General features: G+C 46.5%; 1 protein-coding gene. It reads right to left on the bottom strand.

All coding sequences use genetic code 11. The annotated features are described in order from the left end of the window. Nucleotides 1-112: 112 nt before the first annotated feature. Nucleotides 113-505 (bottom strand): group II intron maturase-specific domain-containing protein (locus C9J40_RS21910; protein WP_304590054.1); only part of this gene is annotated, 393 nt, incomplete at its 5' end.

The raw sequence follows: 505 nt of genomic DNA, 5'->3' as shown, positions 1-505 counted from the left end.
TGTCGAGTAGACGACACTTGTTACCAAGTGCCGTCCCTCTAAGAACCGTACGTGCAACTTTCACTGCATACGGCTCAAGCCTCCACTAAGGCACCGATTGGCACCCAGCAACTTACAAAGCAGCGAGAGCAGGTTCATGCCAAGAGTTGCGGCATTGCTTCTTTGATTTTCTCTTTGCCAAGTATTCTTGGTATTGAGGATCAAAGGGCGTAGCGGCACTCTTGATTTTTACATGTCGCTCGATGGGCACTTTTGCTATTTGGAATAGGTTAAACAGGCAATCCATGTTCATGACTTTCTGCCAACCGTGAAATTGCCATTGGCCTTTACGGTTAAGGAAGTATTTATGAACAACCCAGTCCTTGGACTTGGTTGGATGACGTCTAACTGCCCAGTGCCATAATGCTTGGAATAGATTGTGGCCGACATACCCGAATATCTGCTTAGCAACACAGTGGCGATAGTAATTCGCCCATCCCCTGAGTTTCGGATTTATCAACTTGAT

Origin of the sequence: Photobacterium sp. GB-72, assembly GCF_003026095.1 — a bacterium.
Lineage (GTDB): Bacteria > Pseudomonadota > Gammaproteobacteria > Enterobacterales > Vibrionaceae > Photobacterium.
The sequence above is the reverse complement of the archived record's forward strand: the minus strand, read 5'-3'. Positions and strand labels throughout refer to the sequence as shown.